This is a genomic window from Aedoeadaptatus ivorii (assembly GCF_900638585.1).
In the GTDB taxonomy this organism is placed as follows: domain Bacteria; phylum Bacillota; class Clostridia; order Tissierellales; family Peptoniphilaceae; genus Aedoeadaptatus; species Aedoeadaptatus ivorii.
On record NZ_LR134523.1, the window covers coordinates 1,195,909 to 1,212,966 of the forward strand.

Genomic DNA, 17,058 nt, shown 5'->3' on the forward strand with positions numbered 1-17,058 from the left:
ATTACGCCTCCCCCTCTGTCAATCGTCGCAACGCTTCGGATTTGCCGGCAAAGATCGCCGACGGTTCGCCGCTTTCTACGATTTTTCCCTCTTCCAAGAGAATCATGCGATTGCACATCCGCTCCGCCAGCGCCATGTCGTGGGTGACGAGGAGAATGGTGACGTCTTGTTGTCTTCGGATCTCCTCCATTAGCGCCAAAATCGATTTGGTCGTGCTGGGATCCAAGGCCGAGGTAAACTCGTCGCAGACGATATATCGCGGCTCCAGGCTCAGCGCGCGGGCGATGGCGACGCGCTGTTTTTGCCCGCCGGAAAGCGCGCGGGGACGTTTATGTATATGCTCCCCCAGCCCCACGGTCTCTGCCAGTTGTCGGCTCCGCGTATCGATCGTATTTTTATCGTACTTCCAACACTGCATGGGAAGCGCGATGTTTTCGAGCACATTTCGCCGAGATAGGAGCGAAAAATGCTGAAACACAAAACCGATCTCTTTGCGAAGCATACGCGCCTCGTCGGCATCAAGGGCGGCGATTTCTTTGCCGTCGATGCGGATGCTCCCCGACTCAAAGGGCTGTAAGCCCGACAGACAATCCAGTAGGGTCGTCTTTCCGGATCCGCTCTTTCCGATAATGCCGAAGACGTCCTTGTCTTCGATGCGAAAACTGATGTCGTCCAACACCGTGTGTTCGCCGAAGGATTTTTTTAGATGGCTGACTTCAATCAAGATCTCAACTCCATTTTCTGATACTCTGCCTCTCAATATACCATAGGGCGATTTGCCCGAACAATCGGAATCCCCTGCTATCGAAAAATCAAATGGCAGATCGTCGGGCATACCGTTTGTGTATATGCCTTGACAAGGTCGCGTAGTGGATCGCGCCACAAAAAATCCCCCGACGAAATCGGGGGATTGCAAATAAATCTCTTATTTTTGTTCCCGCACGTGGTCCAGTGCCACCGCCATGGCGGCGGTACAGCCCTCGCCGCAAGCGTTGATGACCTGGCGGAACTTCTTTGCCACGATGTCGCCCGCGGCAAAGAGACCGGGAACGGCGGTGCGCTGTTCCGCATCCACGGGCACATAGCCGTTGTCGAGTTCTAAGACGTCGGCCAAAAATTCGGTGCGCGGCCGAGCGCCCACATAGATAAAGATGCCCAAGGGCTTGTCGTCTTTTTTTACGGTATAGCTTTTGTCCTCTTTGTTGTTGTAGAGGACGAGGCCGTCGGCGGTTACATCGCCGATGACTTCTTTGAGCTCTGTATTCCAGAGGATTTCGATGTTTTCGTCTTTTAGCGCCAAGTCGGCGAGATAGGCCTCTGCGCGGAGCTGATCCCTGCGGTGCACGATATGCACCTTGGCGCCGAGCCCGGACAGGTACAGCGCTTCTTCTACGGCGGAGTTGCCGCCGCCGATGACGTAGACGTCGCCGGTTTGGTAGAAGGCGCCGTCGCAAGTGGCGCAGTAGCTAATGCCGCGGGAGACGAATTTTTCCTCTCCCGGTATGCCGAGGGTATGGGGACGCGAGCCGGTGGCGGCGATTACGGCGCGGGCGCGGTATTCGCCGTCGGTAGTGGCGAGCACCTTGTCCTCTCCGTCCAATGTCAAGGATTCCACCGATGCACGGGCGAATTCCGCGCCGAAGGTGCGCGCCTGTTTGCCCATGCGCATGGCGAGATCCATGCCCGTGTCGTCCTCGTTGGCGCCGGGGTAGTTGGCGATCTCCATGGTCATGGCCATCTGTCCGCCTTCGAGTTCCGGTTCGAGCACCAAGGTCTTCAAGTTGGCCCGGCCGCAATAGATGGCCGCGGTCAGTCCCGCTGGTCCCCCGCCTACGATGATTACGTCGTACATTCTATCACCTCATGAGTTCGAGGAGGCGGCCCGTGGCACGCCAGGGCACCTCTCTCAGTTCCTGTATGTCTTTTGCCCCGACGAGCACCATCAGCACGCGCACTTTATAGAGCAAGTCTTCCAAATATACGGAGGCATAGTCCAACCCGCCGTGGATCAGATACTTCAAAATCTCTCCGCTGATTCCCACCATATCGGCACCGATCACCAGCGCCTTTACGACGTCGAGGCTGCTTCGAATGCCGCCCGACGCGGTGATGTGAAGGCCTTCTTTTTGAAGCGCCACCGCATTATACAGGGCGTAGGCGGTGGGGATGCCCCAGTCGTATAGATCGGTCATATCTACGGTGGAGCAACGCATATCTTCTACTTCGAAGAAATTGGTGCCGCCGAATCCCGATATATCGACGTAGCGCACGCCGATTGCATACAAAGATTCGATCACCGAAGCGTCCATGCCGAAACCCACTTCCTTGACCATAACGGGGACCTCCAGGGCCTCGGTGACCCGCGCAATGCGCTCGGTAATGCCGCGAAAATCCCGATCGCCTTCGCTCATGGCCAGTTCCTGCGCCGGGTTTAAGTGGATTTGCAGGGCGTCAGCATCGATTAAATCCACCGCACGCCGTGCGTCTTCTACGCGCAAATTGCCGTTTAAGTTCGCGAGTACGATGCCCGCTTCCCCGATGTTTCTGCGCACAATGCGAAAACTCTCTTCTGCCGAAGGATCTTCCAGGGCAATGGTTTCGCTGCCGACGGCCATGGGAAGCGCAAAGCGGCGCGCGAGTTCCGACAGATCGGCGTTGATATCTTCGGTAAAATCGGTGCCGCCGGTCATGGCGTTAATCATCAGCGGGAAGGGCACTTCCCGTCCCAGATAGCGCGTCGTCGTATCGATTTCCCCGATATTTACCTCCGGAAGGGAAATATGGGGCAGGAAAATATCCCCGAACAGCGGATCGCCCTGGTGTTCCGCCCTCAGGTAGTTTTCTACGTGTTCTCTTTTTCTGTATTTTCTCACATGCATCCCAGCCTTTATTTTGATGAATATATCATATCATCAAAATTGTTCTCCCTCAAATCATTTCCGCGGCGCAACAAAAAACCGCCCGCAGGCGGTTTTCCTCGTTTCTAGTCCGGGATGGGATGTGTGCTTTTATCTATCGGCGCCGCGGCAAGCCGATATGGGGCCGTATGCGATCCGCCGCAAGGGCCGCCGCCACGCACAAGGCGAAATCGGGGATCACGGTGCTGAAAAACCACACGGAGAATAGCTCCGAAAGGCCGATACCCGCGACGCCCGGCACGACGTAGTTAAACATGACAAAGTAATACACCAGTCCGCAGGCGTAATAGGCCATCTCTGCCGCAAATGCCGCCGCAATCATATGCCGAAGGGGCATGGCGCGCAGGTCTTTCGAGAGCCGCCCCACTACGTAAGCCGCCGCCGCAAATCCGATCAAAAAGCCGAAGGTGGGCCGCATTAAATAGCCCGGGCCGCCGCCATGGGCGAAGATCGGGATGCCGATCAAGCCGATAAATAAGTACAACAACACACTCATAAGGCCGTTTACGGGCCCCAGCAAAAAACCAGCCATCAGGGCGAAGAAGAATTGTAGCGAGAAGGTCACCGCAAAGGGCCCTAAGGGAATCATGATTTTTATAAAGGCGCCGACGGCAATCAGTGCCGTGAACAACGCGCAGGCGACCAATTCCTTCGTTCCGATTTTGCGAATCGAATCGTTCATTTTTCTTTCTACCTCCCGTTTTCCGTCCCGATCTTGGAAAGATTATTGTATCATAGTTTCCTTGTTTTTTCCCGAGACGACCCCCGCTTATCTATGCACAAAAAAAGCCGCACGCCTAAGCGCACAGCTTCTTTTCCGCTCGGCTACGAGCGTTACTCTTGTGTATCTTGGGGATGGCTTTGGTTGAAGCGAATAAACTTTTGAATTTCTCCGATCACTAAGGGGATCAAAGAAGAAATCAGCACGATGGCCCAGTCCTTCACGTTGAGGTCGACCAAGTGGAACAAGTTCTCCAGGAAGGGGACATAGAGTACGACCAAGACCAATGCCAAGGACAGGAGCACCGCCTGCACGAGGCGCTTGTTGCTGAAGAATCCGATCTTCCAGAGGGTATCGTCGATGCTCCGGGAGGAGAAGGAACGGAAGAGCTCGCAGAAGATCAGGGTGGTAAATGCCATGGTCCTCGAATACACGAGTCCCGCGCCGGTGTCTCCATGGGTCTTTAAGGCGTAGTAATACACGCCCAGGGTTGCCGCGGTAATGGCGATAGACTGGATGATAAGAGTGATGGTCACTTTGCGGTCGAGGATCGGCTCTTGGGGATCTCTCGGCGGCTCGAGCATGGTCTCTTCTTCGCCCTTTTCCACGCCCAGCGCGAGCGCCGGGAAGGAGTCGGTGACGAGGTTTAGCCATAGGAGCTGGATCGGCAAAAACGGGGTGGGCAAATTCAGGATGATGGCCAAAAATACGACCAGCACTTCGCCGATATTGCAGCTCAACAGGAAGGTGACGAATTTTTTGATATTCGCATAGATGATCCGCCCTTCTTCCACCGCTTGCACGATGGTGGCGAAGTTGTCGTCGGTGAGGATAACGTCGGCGGTATTTTTGGCGACATCGGTGCCGGTGATGCCCATGGCGATCCCGATATCCGCCTTTTTGATGGCGGGAGCGTCGTTTACGCCGTCGCCGGTCATGGCGGCGATCTCGCCGTTTTCCTTGAGGGCGGTTACGATTTGTACCTTATTTTGGGGCGATACGCGGGCAAAGACGCGGGTGGTCTTTACGATCTCGCGAATTTCTTCGGGCGATTTGCCGTTAAGTTCCTCGCCCATCATCGCATGGTCGCCTTCCCGCAGGATCCCGAGCTCTTCGGCAATCGCCTTGGCGGTCTCGAGATAGTCCCCGGTGATCATCACCGGCACGATGCCGGCGGTGCGGCATTCTTTGATGGCGTCTTTTACTTCGGGGCGGGCGGGGTCGATCATGCCGACGAGGCCCACAAATACCATATCCTGCTCGATGGCATCGGTGCTGATGTCGGAGGGCATGGCGTCGAAGTTGCGAAAGGCGAAGCCCAATACGCGGAGCGCCTGCTTGGCGAAGGCGGTGTTTTGATCCAGCACTTCTTGGCGCATGGCGTCGGTGAGTTCTATGATTTCGCCGTCTTTATAGATATGGCTGCATCGCTTCAAGATGACATCGGGCGCGCCCTTGGTAAAGGAAGAGATCTTGCCGTCGAAATAGTTTTCGTGGAAGGTACTCATCATCTTCCGATCGGAATCAAAGGGAATCTCCTCGAGGCGGGGATATGCCGCTTCGATCTCTTCTTCGTGGATGCCGTGTTTGCCCGCCAGGGTAATCAGTGCGCCCTCGGTGGGGTCGCCCACGATGCTGTAATTGCCGCCGGATTCGGAGAGGTCGGCGTCGTTGACGAGGCTCGCGACGGCGGTGAGCGCATCGAGGCCGGGCATGGATTCGGGGGCCACGGTTTCTCCGCCTCCGGTGATCTCACCGGTGGGGGCATAGCCGGATCCCGATACTTCGAGCACCTTACCGTCCACATAGACGCGGGTTACCGTCATTTCGTTTTGGGTGAGCGTCCCGGTCTTATCGGAGCAGATATAGGTGGTGGTGCCCAGGGTCTCTACCGCCAAAAGGCGCTTTACGATGGCATTGTGTCTCGCCATATTGCCCATGCCCATGGAAAGGACGATGGTGACGATGGCGGGCAGGCCTTCGGGAATCGCCGCCACGGCGAGGGATACCGAAGTCAAAAACATTTGCAGGGTTTCCCGCCCGTAGATCTTTCCGACTACAAATACCACGGCGCAGACCGCGAGGACCAGAATCCCCAACGTCTTGGAAAGGCCCGCCAGTTTCCTTTGCAGCGGCGTTTCTTCCTCTTCCATGGTGGAGAGTGTGGTCGCGATCTTTCCGATCTCGGTATTTAGGCCCGTCTCGGTGACGACGCCCTTGCCGCGGCCGTAGTTTACGATCGAAGCGGAGTAGGCGTAGTTCACGCGGTCGCCGATCCCCACTTCTTCATCCATGGTGACGGCGGCGTCCTTTTCCACCGCGACGGATTCCCCGGTCAGGGAGGATTCATCGATCTTTAAGTTGCTGCTTTCGATCAGGCGCATATCCGCCGGCACGATGTCGCCGGTCTCGAGGATGACGAGATCGCCCGGCACCAGTTCGGTGGACTGGATTTCCGATATTCTGCCGTCGCGCACCACTTTCACCGTAGGCGAACTCATCTTCTTTAAGGCGGCGATGGCCTCCTCCGCCTTCCCTTCCTGAAAAATGCTCAACAGGGCATTGACGATGACGATGGCGAGGATAATCACCGAGTCTACGGCTTCTCCCACCACGCCCGAGATGATTGCGGCGAGGAGCAAAATAATAATCATGGGGTCGAGGAATTGTTCCGCCAGCTTTTTGATAAAGGGCTTCTTTTTTTCCTCTTTCAATTCATTGCGGCCGTATTCCGAAAGCCGGGTCTCCACCGCCGATGCGCTGAGCCCCGCCTCGGGATCGGCGGATAATTCTTTGAGTACGTCCCGGGTACTCGTCCTATACCATTCCAAAGGTGCCTCCTTTTCGATAAAAAAGAGACTTTTGCCCATAGGACAAAAGTCTCACAACCGCAGATGCGGTACTTAGCCGGGCATAACCGAATTGACGACTAAGTGTTGCTGTTACTCCCTCTTGTGGGGATAGTATATCAAAGGCTTTTGGGGATCGTCAATTTATTTCTTTTCGATCCGTTCCTTAAAGCCCATATAGGGACGCAGGGGTTCGGGAATAAAGACCGTGCCGTCTTCCTGCAGGTGGTTTTCCAGATAGGCGATCAGCATTCTGGGCGGGGCGACGACGGTGTTGTTCAGGGTATGCGCCAAATACAATTTTCCGTCTTCGCCGCGGACGCGGATATTTAAGCGGCGCGCCTGGGCATCGCCCAAGTTGGAGCAGCTGCCGACTTCGAAGTATTTTTTCTGCCGCGGGGACCATGCTTCCACATCGACGCTCTTGACCTTCAGATCCGCCAAGTCGCCGGAGCAGCATTCCAGGGTGCGCACGGGGATCTCGAGGCTGCGGAAAAATTCCACGGTGTTGTTCCACAGTTCGTCATAGAATGCCATGCTCTCTTCGGGCTTACAGATAATGACCATTTCTTGCTTTTCGAATTGGTGAATTCGGTATACCCCTCTCTCCTCGATGCCGTGGGCGCCAACTTCCTTGCGGAAGCAGGGGGAATAGCTCGTCAAACGGTGCGGAAGGGTGTGTTCTTCGGTGATGGTGTTGATGTATTTTCCGATCATGGAGTGTTCGCTGGTGCCGATCAGATACAGATCTTCGCCTTCGATTTTATACATCATGTTTTCCATTTCCGCAAAGCTCATAACGCCGCTGACCACATTGCCGCGGATCATATAGGGCGGAATATGGTACTCATAGCCCTTGTCGATCATAAAATCGCGGGCATAGGAGAGGATCGCCGAGTGCAAGCGCGCCACATCGCCCTTCAGATAGTAAAAGCCGCTGCCGGAGGTATTGCGGGCGCTGTCGAGATCGACGCCGTTTAGGCTCTCCATAATGTCGATATGGTAGGGCACTTCGTAATCGGGCACCACCGGTTCGCCGAATCGATCCACTTCTACGTTTTCCGTGTCGTCTTTGCCGATGGGCACGGAATCGTCGATAATTTGGGGAATCGCCATTTGAATCTCGCGAATTCGTTCGGATTTTTCCCCTTCTTCTTTTTCCAACGCTTCGATGCGATCGTTGATCGCCTTTACCTTGGCCTTGGTTTCTTCGGCTTCGTCTTTTTTGCCCTGCCCCATCAGCGCGCCGATGGATTTGGACAGCTTATTTCTGTCGGAGCGCAGTTGGTCTCCTTCGGTCTTGGCCGAACGGTTTTCCACATCCAAGCGGATGAGCTCGTCGACCAAGGGAAGTTTGTCGTGTTGAAACTTCTTCTCCATATTTTTTTTGACCACGTCGGGATTTTCCCGAATAAAGCGAATGTCTAACATATTTCCTCCTCCAATAAAAAAAAGGCCGCCTGTCCCTAATGGGACGAGACGGACCCGCGTTGCCACCCAAATTAATCGCCGAGGCGATTCGCTTCCTTGCACAGACTCCGAGGTGGATTCACAAATGCCGCGTATCTGCTCACAGCTACCGCAGACTCTCTGGCACGCTTTCTTTGCTACTGCTCCTCATCTTCGTCGATATTCACTTGATACAAAATAAGTATACCACAGATCAATTTTCTTGCAAAGTTCTGCGTCGATCTTTGAAAACAGCACATAAAAAAAGACGCGTATCGCGCCTTTTTTTGTAATATTTATTCGGGTTGTGCAGCGCCGGTGGGGCAAACAGCTGCGCAGGAACCGCAGTCGATGCAAGCATTTTCATCGATGGAGTAGATGTCGCCTTCGCTGATGCAGTCTACGGGACATTCGGGTTTGCAAGCGCCGCAAGCGATGCATTCGCTGGTAATTTTATGTGCCATAATCAAATACCTCCAAAAAACTCAGTTATGTAATCGAAAAGTCGATCACATGATTCACTTCCTGATTTCATTATAGCATCCGCTATGAGAAATTCAAGACGAAAACGTAAATAATTTCGTTTTATAGGAATATTTTTTGCAAATCATAGTGTTTTACTTTGAATTTTGCAGCGCCTTTTCCCAAAAAAAGGAGCGGCAAAACCGCTCCGTTCTCAGCCTTTATGGCATTGTCCACTGCAACCTGCACAGCTGTCGCAACCGCCGCCGCTCTTTTTGACAGAGCGCACGGCCCATGCGATGGCCGCGATCAGCAATCCGCCTACCAGTATATTTCCCATCCTATCCTCCTTATGACAGCGCCCGGTCCACAGAAGGGCGCGCCGCCGGTTTCGCGGGTTTTCGAAAGATCGCCCACACTATGCCCGCGATCAAGACGAAGGCGATCGCCGTAAAGATGCCGAAGCCGCCGCCGGTAAAGAATACGCCCAGTTGATAAACGATCAGGGCGATTACATAGGCAAACAGCGTTTGGTACACGAGGGCAAAAGTCGTCCACTTTCTCGAGCGCATCTCCCCTTTGATGGCGCCGATGGCGGCAAAACAGGGGATATTCAGTTGGTTAAACAACATAAAGCTGATGGCACTCCACAGGGTAAACTGTCCGCCGATAAAGGCGAGAAGGCCCGCCCCGGCGGCCTCTTCTCCCAAGCCGCCGATCACGCCGTAGGTAGAGACCACCGCTTCTTTGGCGACCAGGCCCATGACGCTTGCGACGGTGGCCATCCAGTTGCCGAAGCCCAGGGGCGCAAAGATCGGCGCAAAGACCTGTCCCAAGGCGGCGAGAATGCTGTCGCTCGAATCGGCAAATTCGACGAATTCGCCGTGAATGGAGATATTTTGCAAAAGCCAAATGGCGACGCTCGCCAAGAGGATAATCGTACCCGCCTTTTTGACGAATGCCTTACAGCGACTCCAGACGCTCTTGAACACATTTTCTGCCGAGGGGATGTGGTACTCCGGCAGCTCCATAACAAAGGGCGCCGGCTCGCCTTGAAAGAGCGATGTCTTTTTGAGAATCAGCCCCGACAGAATGACCGCGAGGATTCCGCTGAAATAGGCGATGGGCGCCAGATACCAAATGCCGAAGGCGGCCACAAATAGCGTGATGATGTCGGTCTTGGCGCCGCAGGGCATAAAGCTCGCCACGATAATCGTCATACGGCGGTCTTGCTCATTTTCGATGGTTCGGGTGGCCATAATGCCCGGCACGGAACAGCCGGTGCCGATCAAGATGGGGATAAAGCTCTTGCCCGAAAGACCGAATTTTCTGAAGATCCGGTCGAGGATAAAGGCGATCCGGGACATATAGCCCACGTCTTCCAAAATCGCGAGGAAGAAATACAGCGTCGCGATCACCGGCAAAAAGCCCAATACGGCGCTGATCCCCGCCACCACCCCGTCGATGACGAGGGAGTGGAGCCAATCGGCGGTGTTCGCCGCCGTAAGCGCGTCGGACAAAAAGCCCGCGACATAGCCGCCCAAGAGCTCTTCGTTCACCCAGTCGGTGACGGCCCCGCCCACGACCTTGGCGCTTACAAAGTAGACAAAGGTCATAATGGCGGCAAAAATCGGCAGTGCCAACACGCGATTGGTGACGATGGCATCGATCTTGTCGCTTCGGGTGCCGCCCTTTCGCGCAGAGACGTAGTTTCCCGCGACGATATCTGCAATATACAGATACCGCGCTTCGGTGACGATTCCCTCGCCGTCGTCATCCAGCGCCTCTTCCAAGGACTCGATCCGCGCATCGAGGGCCGCGCGTTCCGAATCCGTCAACGTGAGGTCCAACTTTTCGTCGCCCTCTATGAGCTTCATGGCATAAAACCGTGCGGCGCCGGATTCGCCGATCGAGGGCACGGTCGCCAGAATATCGGCCGCCGCCTCTTCCACCTCGTCTTCGTAGACTGGATGCGGGGCGGCGTTTTCGATGGCCGCCTTTTTTGCCGCCTCGATCAGCCCGTCGAGGTTTTCTTTTTTGAGGGCCGAAATCTCGACCACCGGCGTCCGCAGTGCGGCTTCGATCTTTTCCGCATAGATCACATCGCCATTGGCGCGGACCACGTCCATGCGGTTTAAGGCGACGACCACCGGGATGCCCAGTTCCATCAACTGTGTGGTCAGATAGAGATTGCGCTCCAAGTTAACCGCATCGACGATGTTGATGATCACGTCGACTTCGCCGTCCAATAAGTACTCCCGGCTCACCACTTCTTCCAAGGTGTACGGGCTTAAGCTGTAGATGCCGGGCAGGTCGGTTATGGCGATGTCCGAATCTTTTCGATAGCTTCCTTCCTTTTTTTCGACGGTGACCCCGGGCCAGTTGCCCACATACTGGTGGGAGCCCGTCAGGGCGTTAAATAACGTGGTCTTTCCGCTATTGGGGTTTCCCGCCAACGCCATGCGAATCATGCTTTCGCCTCCTCTTCCCGCACCACAATCAGCGCGGCATCGGCCTTTCTCAGGCTCAACTCGTAGCCCCGCACCGTGACCTGAATGGGATCGCCTAAGGGGGCGAACTTGCGCACATAGATTTCGGTATGGCGCGTGATGCCCATATCCATAATGCGCCGCTTTACGGGGCCCTTTCCTTCGATTTTCTCGACGACATAATGTCTGTCTTGTGCCGCTTCGTTCAGTCGCATGCTTTCCTCCTTACGCCGCGACGCGGATGCACTCGGCGAGTTCTCTGCCGAGGCCGATGCGCGCGCCCTTTACCCGCACAATGACGGAACCGTCGACGTCGGAGATAACCCGTACGTCGGCACCTTCCACAAACCCGAGATTTTGCAAGTGGTTCAGCTGCTGTTTGTCCAAGCGCTTTGTGCGTATCTTTAAAACCTTTAGGTCTACGTCTTTGGGAGCCAATAATAGATTCATATGTACCTCTCCTGTATTGAAACAAATTATCAACGCTGCCGATTAAGAAAGGGCCGAAGCCCCTCAACTAATACTATTTATCATTGTCTATATTATAGCACCCCGTCCTCGCGGCTGCAAGTAATCAATACAGTTTCTCAATCCTTTTTGGCATGAAAAAGCCCCGCCAATTGTGCGGGGCGATGGTTTATTGAAATTGAAAGTACAAAAAGACGATGATTCCGAGGGCGATTCGATAGTAGCCGAAAATCTGAAAATCGCGCTTTCGGATATAGGCCATAAACTTTCGGATGACGAAGACCGCCACAAAAAAGCTCACTACGCCACCTAAGAGGATCAAGAACCATTGGTAGGCGGAAAAGAGCAATCCGTTCTTTACGGTCTTTAACAGCGTCGCGCCAAACATAGTGGGGATGGCGAGAAAGAACGAGAATTCCGCCGCAGCGCCCCTCCCTACGCCGAGGATCAATGCGCCCAAAATGGTGGCGGCACTTCGGGAAGTGCCGGGGATCATGGCGAGGCACTGAAACAGCCCGATCAAAAGCGCCATGCCGTAGGGAATATCCTCTACCCGCTGGATCCGCTTTTCGCCACGTCTTTTTTTGTTGCGCCGCTCGATGGCGAGGATCAGCGCCCCGTAGAGCACCAAGGTCACGGCGACGACTTCGGGCCGAAAGAGGTGGGCGTCGATAAAGTCGTCGAATAAAAAGCCCAATACGGCGGAAGGAATCACGCCGACGAGGACCCTAAGCCACAGCTGCATGGTCCGCGCGTCGATGCGCGTCTCGCCGCTGTCGTTTTTTCGGAAGGGCCACAGCTTCGAAAAATACAACAGGACCACCGCTAAAATGGCGCCCAGCTGGATGCACACGTCAAAGGCGTTTTGAAAACTTTGGGGATCCAAGGAGACGAATTCGTGGGCGAGGATCAAGTGCCCCGTCGACGAAATCGGCAGAAATTCCGTAACCCCTTCGATAATCCCTAAAAACAGTACTTTCAGTATATCCATAAATCCTCCGTTACACCTGTAGATTGACGAACTTGGTGTATTCGTTTTTAAACAAGAGTTCTACCGTCCCCGTGGGGCCGTTTCTGTGCTTGGCGATGATGACTTCTCCGAGCCCCTGCTTTTCGGTCTCGGGATTGTAGTACTCGTCCCGATACAAAAACATGACGATGTCCGCGTCCTGCTCGATGGCGCCGGATTCCCGCAAATCCGAGAGAATGGGCCTGTGGTCGGCGCGCATCTCGGGCGCACGGGAAAGTTGCGAGAGGGCGATGACGGGCACGTCGAGTTCTTTGGCGATGCCCTTGAGCTGTCGGGAAATGGCAGAGATCTCCTGTTGACGGGATTCCGCCCGGCCGCCGACTTCCATCAGCTGAAGGTAGTCGATGACCACCAGATCGAGCCCTTTTTCCGCCTTGAGGCGGCGACATTTCGCCTTGGCCTCCAGGGGGCTGATGCCCGCCGTGTCGTCGATCATAATGTGCATATCGTTGACATAGGTCATGGTCTCGATGACCTTGGTCCACTCCTCGGTGCTCAGATCCCCCGATATAATCTTCATCAGATCCACATGGCAGATCGACGAGAGAATCCGCTGAGAAAGCTGCTGGCGGCTCATCTCGAGTGAAAACATCGCCACCGTGGCACCCGCCTTGATGGCGGCGTTGGTAGAGATGTTCACCATCAGCGCGGTCTTTCCCATCGAAGGGCGGGCGGCGAGAAGCACGAGATCCGCCTTTTGAAGCCCCGAGAGTTTGCGGTCCAGGTCGATAAAACCCGTGGTGAGCCCCGTAAGTCCCCCTTTGTTGGCGGCGCGCTCCTGCATGGTGGTGAATGTATCCACCATGACCTCGGACATATCGACCAGACCGTTTCTCTGATTGTCCTGGGTGATGTCGAAAATGGTCTTTTCCGCCTTTTCGATAATCGCCCCCACCTCGTCGTCGTCGCGATAGCCGTCTTCGACGATTTGGCTGCCGGCGCGGATCAACTCGCGCAGCGTCGCTTTTTCCTTGACGATATTGGCGTAGGCTTCCGTATTGGAAGCGGCGCCTGCCCCGGTGGTCAGACGCCCCAAATAAGTATAGCCGCCGACGGCATCGATCTGCCCGCTCTTTTTGAGAAAAGCGGACAGCGTGATGAGGTCGGCCGGCTCGTTTTGATTGTAGAGGCTGAGGATGCCTTCGTAGATCGCCTTATGGCTATCGTAGTAGAAATCCTCCACCCGCAATATTTCTATGGCCGTGGTAATGGCGGATTTCTCCAAGAGCATGGCGCCGAGTACCGAAATCTCCGCCTGCTCGTCATACGGCGGCGTCCTTCCCACGTCCGGTCTGTCCATTATTCCGCTTCGACGACGACGGTCAGATCCGCGTTGATGTCACCGTGCAGTTTGACGGGAACGGTGTGGTTGCCGACGGTCTTGATATTGTCGGAAAGGTCGATCTTTTTCTTGTCGAGCTTTACGCCGAAGACTTCTTCGACCTTGCCGGCGATGTCTTTGGTGGTAATGGCGCCGAAGAGCTTTCCGCCTTCTCCGCCCTTTGCCATAAGCGCGATGCTCTTGGATTCGAGGAAGGCCTTGGTTTCTTGTGCCTTTTCGACGCGCGCTTGTTCGTCGGCGGCTTCCTTTGCCTTCATTTCTTTCCAGTTTTCCATGTTTTCGGGCGTCGCTTCTACAGCCATCTTCCGGGGAAAGAGGTAGTTACGGGCGTAACCGGGCTTGGCGTCTACGAGGTCGCCTTCCTTACCCAATTTGTTGATGTCTTCCAATAAGATGATTTTCATGATTCTTTCTCTCCTTTATCTAAATACCATTGTATCGATTCGACGAGGCGGTGTTCCACTTCGTCGATATCTTCCCCTTCGATTTGGGCGCCAGCCATATTGAGATGGCCGCCGCCGCCCAATCTTTCGAGAATCAGCTGTACGCTGATCTCGCCGAAACTGCGTCCGGATATGTGAACGACCCCTTTCTTCTGATTGAGAACAAAGGAGGCCTTAACACCGTGAATTCCCAAGAGCTCATCCGCCGCCTGGGCGCTGACGAGCACCGAATTGGGCATATCGTCGACCAGGCGAGAAATCGCAATGTTGTCGAAAACGATCCGCGCATTGTGTACCACTTCGGCGCGAGAGACGATGGTGTCGTAATCGTCTTCGAACAAAAAGCGGACCTTGGACATATCGGCGCCGCTGCGCTTTAGGGCGGAGGCCGCCTCGAAGGTGCGCACGCCGGTGCGGAAGGTAAAGTTCTTCGTATCCACTACAATGCCGCTCATCAAAGCGTCCGCTTCAAAATCCGTAAGCTCCACGTCCTTATACATATAGGTGAGCATCTCGGTGATCAGCTCGCAGGTCGAGGATGCGTAGGGCTCCACATAGGAAAGCACGGGGTCTGTGACAAACTCCTTGCCCCGCCGGTGGTGATCCACCACGACGACATTGACCGTCTTTTCCAAGATCGGCGGATACTCCGTAAACGAGGGCTTGTGGTTGTCGACGAGGATCAACAGATCCCCTTGGCGGATCAGCTCTTCCGCCCGCGTGCCGGGTATAATGCGTGCGTACAGTTCCGGCGCTTCCGCCTGCATGCGCTTCATCAGCACGTCGATGGAAGGATTGGATTCTTTGAGGACGATATAGCCCTCTTTCTTCTGATTGGCGACGGCACGCATTACGCCGACGGCGGCGCCGATGGAGTCCATATCGGGATTGGTATGGCCCATGACGAAGACACGGGGCGCTTTTTCGATCAGCTGGCGCAGGGCGATTCCCAGCACCCGCGCCTTCACCTTGTTTCGCTTTTCCACCGCCTTGCTCTTGCCGCCGAAATAGGCGTAGTTGTCTTCGGTCTGTACGACCACTTGGTCGCCGCCGCGGCCCAGCGCCACGTCGAGACAGGTGTCCGCCTCGCGATAGGCGTCGATAAAGGCTAGGCCCGGTCGGCTTACGCCGGCGGAGATGGTAACGCTGATTGTATTGCCCGCGTCGATTTCCCGCATGGTGTCCAAGATGTCGAACTTCTGCGCATACACCGACTCGAGATCCATCTCGCGCATTACGATCAAGTACATATCCTCCTGGAACTTGCGCACGAGGGCGTTGCGGGAGCGAAAGTACTCGTTGATGCTGTGGTCGATTTCTGCGATCAACAGGGGCCGCTTGGAGGTGGGGGCGCCGTCGACCACTTCGTCGAAATTGTCGACTTCCACCACCAAGACGACGCCGCGCGTGTCGGTATAGAGGAGCTCGAGATCCTTGTATTCCTTACGGTCGACGAAATAAAACAGACAGAGATTGTCCTCCTTGCCGTTTCGCGAGAGCGCCACCAAATTGCTGTAGGCGGCATAGGGATTTTCGGCGACGGTGATTTCCTCGCCCGATTCGATGGCCTTTAGGCCCTTTTCTTCGGTGGCGAGATCGTCGACGAGTTTGGGCAAGAATTCCCCTTGTAAACTGCTCGTATCCCATAACTTGGAAAAACGGGAATTGTGCCACAAAATCTTTCCCGCCTCGTCGGTGACCGCCATGGGAAAGGGCATGGCAAATACGGTCTGTTCGGTGACCTTCTCAAAGTCTTTATGCAGATATTTGATCCGGTCGTCGAGTTCCTGATTGTATCGCTTTGCGCTGTTATAGGCGTAATAGGCGCAGATCGCGGTGAGGATCAGGGCGACGGTGCCCAGAATCCGGTTGTAGGTAAACAGTGCCACCGCCGTGACGCCGCTTACCGCCAAATACAGGCGGAAGTCCTGTAAGCTAAATCTTTGTGGGTCCACCGTCGGTCACACTCCTTCTATGCCCCGAATGTCCAGCGCCTGATCCAACAGTCCCAGGGCGCTGAGTGCCATCTGTCCGATGGGCAGGATCGGAGTCAGGATCATAATCACGCCCCGCAAGATCGGGGAGGGCACAAAACGCAAGAGATAAAAGTTTACGATGCTCATCCCCTGAAAAGTCAGCAGTCCCGACAAAAGAACGATGCCGTTCAGCAAAAAAACCTGTATGCCTAAATCGAACAGAAGGTTCATAAGAAAAGCGGTCGCGAGTGCCGCCGCCCCCGCAAGGACCGGCATCTTGGGCACTCTGAGCAGAAAAAACGGCCCGGGACAAATGACCTTCTCGCCGAATGCGCGCATATTTCTGCCGCCCAGGCGATAGGACGTGTACGAGACGCCCAGCCCCGTCAGCAAAAAGAAGGCGGGTAGAAGATCGAAGACGCGGCGCAGGACGCCGCCCAGGTAGATCGCCATGCGGTTTTTTTCCATGGCGGAAAGCTCCGTCTCTCTGACTACGTCCTTTTGTACGGCGTAGATCTGCTTGAGCATCTCTCCGCTTCGAATGGAGGCGAGCGCGCCCGATCGGTATAGGACAAATCCGAGCCCGATCAGAAAGATCGCCGCGCCCGCGAGCAGCGTCTTATCCACGGGGCGGTCGGTGCGCATGCAGTAATCCAAGATCAAGATCAACGGCCCCATCGTCGTAAGGAGCGACAGCCCCAGCATGGGGTCCATAAGAAAGCCGACGATCACGCAGACGCCGACAAAAAGCGCGGAGACGGGCAATACGCCCTGCAGGCGCATTTCCGATACAAACAGTGCCGGTATAAATGCGAACAGCACGGGGAAAAACACCCCGCCCGCCGTCAGCAGTATGGCATATAAAAACAGCTTGGCCGCCCGCAAGCCGCGTATATCTCGAAACAATTTAT

At 55.1% G+C, this 17,058-nt stretch carries 16 protein-coding genes and 1 other annotated feature; all 16 genes read right to left on the minus strand.

The features are described 5' to 3' along the window. Position 1: 1 nt before the first annotated feature. The 16 genes from EL294_RS05960 to EL294_RS06035 all read right to left on the minus strand — a co-directional run bounded on the left by EL294_RS05960 (position 2) and on the right by EL294_RS06035 (position 17,053). Positions 2 to 724 (minus strand): methionine ABC transporter ATP-binding protein, encoded by a 723-nt coding sequence (locus EL294_RS05960; RefSeq protein ID WP_164715244.1) that lies wholly within the window; start codon positions 722 to 724, stop codon positions 2 to 4. Positions 725 to 925: 201 nt separating this feature from the next. After that, complete coding sequence (gene trxB / locus EL294_RS05965; protein WP_126465759.1) at positions 926 to 1,852, minus strand: thioredoxin-disulfide reductase; 927 nt, start codon at positions 1,850 to 1,852, stop codon at positions 926 to 928. Positions 1,853 to 1,856: 4 nt separating this feature from the next. Then, on the minus strand, positions 1,857 to 2,879 hold the full coding sequence (gene fni, locus EL294_RS05970) for a type 2 isopentenyl-diphosphate Delta-isomerase (protein WP_331852443.1): 1,023 nt from the start codon (positions 2,877 to 2,879) through the stop codon (positions 1,857 to 1,859). Between the two features lie 133 nt (positions 2,880 to 3,012). Then, entirely contained in the window at positions 3,013 to 3,600 is a 588-nt protein-coding gene (locus EL294_RS05975) for a biotin transporter BioY (RefSeq protein WP_197721087.1), read from the minus strand. Between the two features lie 152 nt (positions 3,601 to 3,752). Continuing rightward, the gene (locus EL294_RS05980) at positions 3,753 to 6,470 is read right to left on the minus strand and encodes a calcium-translocating P-type ATPase, SERCA-type (RefSeq protein ID WP_232006464.1); all 2,718 of its coding nucleotides are present in this window, start codon (positions 6,468 to 6,470) and stop codon (positions 3,753 to 3,755) included. A 162-nt stretch (positions 6,471 to 6,632) separates the two neighbouring features. Continuing rightward, on the minus strand, positions 6,633 to 7,919 hold the full coding sequence (serS, locus tag EL294_RS05985) for a serine--tRNA ligase (protein WP_126465764.1): 1,287 nt from the start codon (positions 7,917 to 7,919) through the stop codon (positions 6,633 to 6,635). Between the two features lie 36 nt (positions 7,920 to 7,955). Then, positions 7,956 to 8,121: a binding site (T-box leader), on the minus strand. Between the two features lie 112 nt (positions 8,122 to 8,233). Continuing rightward, positions 8,234 to 8,401 carry a 4Fe-4S ferredoxin gene (gene fdxA, locus EL294_RS05990; protein ID WP_126465766.1) on the minus strand — a complete coding sequence of 56 codons (168 nt, stop codon included), beginning with the start codon at positions 8,399 to 8,401 and terminating at the stop codon, positions 8,234 to 8,236. 212 nt (positions 8,402 to 8,613) lie between these two features. After that, entirely contained in the window at positions 8,614 to 8,739 is a 126-nt protein-coding gene (locus EL294_RS05995) for a FeoB-associated Cys-rich membrane protein (protein ID WP_126465768.1), read from the minus strand. A gap of 10 nt (positions 8,740 to 8,749) precedes the next feature. Continuing rightward, positions 8,750 to 10,870, minus strand: coding sequence for a ferrous iron transport protein B (feoB, locus tag EL294_RS06000; protein WP_126465770.1), 2,121 nt, complete (start codon positions 10,868 to 10,870; stop codon positions 8,750 to 8,752). Beyond that, positions 10,867 to 11,103 (minus strand): FeoA family protein, encoded by a 237-nt coding sequence (locus EL294_RS06005; protein ID WP_126465772.1) that lies wholly within the window; start codon positions 11,101 to 11,103, stop codon positions 10,867 to 10,869. Before EL294_RS06005 ends, feoB begins: the two co-directional genes overlap by 4 nt. 10 nt (positions 11,104 to 11,113) lie before the next feature. Beyond that, on the minus strand, positions 11,114 to 11,338 hold the full coding sequence (locus EL294_RS06010) for a FeoA family protein (protein WP_126465774.1): 225 nt from the start codon (positions 11,336 to 11,338) through the stop codon (positions 11,114 to 11,116). A 187-nt stretch (positions 11,339 to 11,525) separates the two neighbouring features. Next, positions 11,526 to 12,347, minus strand: a complete 822-nt coding sequence (locus EL294_RS06015) for an undecaprenyl-diphosphate phosphatase (RefSeq protein ID WP_126465776.1) — start codon at positions 12,345 to 12,347, stop codon at positions 11,526 to 11,528. A 10-nt stretch (positions 12,348 to 12,357) separates the two neighbouring features. Further along, the gene (gene dnaB, locus EL294_RS06020) at positions 12,358 to 13,686 is read right to left on the minus strand and encodes a replicative DNA helicase (RefSeq protein ID WP_126465778.1); all 1,329 of its coding nucleotides are present in this window, start codon (positions 13,684 to 13,686) and stop codon (positions 12,358 to 12,360) included. Then, on the minus strand, positions 13,686 to 14,132 hold the full coding sequence (gene rplI, locus EL294_RS06025) for a 50S ribosomal protein L9 (RefSeq protein WP_126465780.1): 447 nt from the start codon (positions 14,130 to 14,132) through the stop codon (positions 13,686 to 13,688). The genes dnaB and rplI overlap by 1 nt, the downstream gene beginning before the upstream one ends. Beyond that, positions 14,129 to 16,126: a DHH family phosphoesterase gene (locus EL294_RS06030; RefSeq protein ID WP_126465782.1), complete on the minus strand. Its 1,998-nt coding sequence runs from the start codon at positions 16,124 to 16,126 to the stop codon at positions 14,129 to 14,131. The genes rplI and EL294_RS06030 overlap by 4 nt, the downstream gene beginning before the upstream one ends. Positions 16,127 to 16,132: 6 nt before the next feature. Then, positions 16,133 to 17,053, minus strand: a complete 921-nt coding sequence (locus EL294_RS06035) for a DUF2232 domain-containing protein (RefSeq protein ID WP_126465783.1) — start codon at positions 17,051 to 17,053, stop codon at positions 16,133 to 16,135. Between the last annotated feature and the right edge of the window lie 5 nt (positions 17,054 to 17,058).

What these genes read in the sequence shown, in the direction of transcription:
- trxB (WP_126465759.1), bottom strand. Translation starts at nt 1,852, where the DNA reads ATGTACGACGTAATCATCGTAGGCGGGGGACCAGCGGGACTGACCGCG.
- fni (WP_331852443.1), bottom strand. Translation starts at nt 2,879, where the DNA reads ATGCATGTGAGAAAATACAGAAAAAGAGAACACGTAGAAAACTACCTG.
- EL294_RS05975 (WP_197721087.1), bottom strand. Translation starts at nt 3,600, where the DNA reads ATGAACGATTCGATTCGCAAAATCGGAACGAAGGAATTGGTCGCCTGC.
- serS (WP_126465764.1), bottom strand. Translation starts at nt 7,919, where the DNA reads ATGTTAGACATTCGCTTTATTCGGGAAAATCCCGACGTGGTCAAAAAA.
- fdxA (WP_126465766.1), bottom strand. Translation starts at nt 8,401, where the DNA reads ATGGCACATAAAATTACCAGCGAATGCATCGCTTGCGGCGCTTGCAAA.
- EL294_RS05995 (WP_126465768.1), bottom strand. Translation starts at nt 8,739, where the DNA reads ATGGGAAATATACTGGTAGGCGGATTGCTGATCGCGGCCATCGCATGG.
- feoB (WP_126465770.1), bottom strand. Translation starts at nt 10,870, where the DNA reads ATGATTCGCATGGCGTTGGCGGGAAACCCCAATAGCGGAAAGACCACG.
- EL294_RS06005 (WP_126465772.1), bottom strand. Translation starts at nt 11,103, where the DNA reads ATGCGACTGAACGAAGCGGCACAAGACAGACATTATGTCGTCGAGAAA.
- EL294_RS06010 (WP_126465774.1), bottom strand. Translation starts at nt 11,338, where the DNA reads ATGAATCTATTATTGGCTCCCAAAGACGTAGACCTAAAGGTTTTAAAG.
- EL294_RS06015 (WP_126465776.1), bottom strand. Translation starts at nt 12,347, where the DNA reads ATGGATATACTGAAAGTACTGTTTTTAGGGATTATCGAAGGGGTTACG.
- dnaB (WP_126465778.1), bottom strand. Translation starts at nt 13,686, where the DNA reads ATGGACAGACCGGACGTGGGAAGGACGCCGCCGTATGACGAGCAGGCG.
- rplI (WP_126465780.1), bottom strand. Translation starts at nt 14,132, where the DNA reads ATGAAAATCATCTTATTGGAAGACATCAACAAATTGGGTAAGGAAGGC.